We start from the raw sequence: 472 nt of genomic DNA on the forward strand, positions 1-472 counted from the left end.
CCGCTCCGCGCATCGTCGGACGGCGCCGCGTTCAAGCGGAAGCTCGACGACTTGACGGCTCCTGCCATCGCGTGAGCTGGCACGACATCGCGACACGCCGCGGCGGATTCGCGCACGACGTGTCGCATCCGGCGCGTCGGCAATTGAAAGTTGCCGTTCAGCGCCGATCCGTCCTTAGAACGATTCAATACTAGAGCGATTCAAGTCCGCCTGCGGTTCTCTTAACCTGCCGCGGCTGTTAGACGCGCGAGCTTCAATGCCGTGTCTGACCTGGAAGTGAATCGAACGTGCGTGCTCATCCGGATGGCCAACGCGTCAGCGGCCATCGTCTTCGCGCCGGCAAGCGCCGTGCAGGTTTTCTCATTGGAGCAGCCGTGCTGCTCGCCGAATCTCCCTCCAGCACGACGGCCGCGCAGGCCCAATCGGCCCTGCCGCCGGTGACGGTGGAAGCGCCGGCACAGCGGCCGAAACC

1 protein-coding gene is annotated in these 472 nt (G+C 65.0%); it reads left to right on the forward strand.

Annotation, left to right across the window (positions count from 1 at the left end):
• Window positions 1-287 precede the first annotated feature (287 nt).
• Window positions 288-472 (forward strand): hypothetical protein (locus MOV75_RS41785; protein ID WP_247008736.1); only part of this gene is annotated, 185 nt, incomplete at its 3' end.

Source organism: Bradyrhizobium sp. PRIMUS42 (assembly GCF_023006515.1).
In the GTDB taxonomy this organism is placed as follows: Bacteria; Pseudomonadota; Alphaproteobacteria; order Rhizobiales; family Xanthobacteraceae; genus Bradyrhizobium.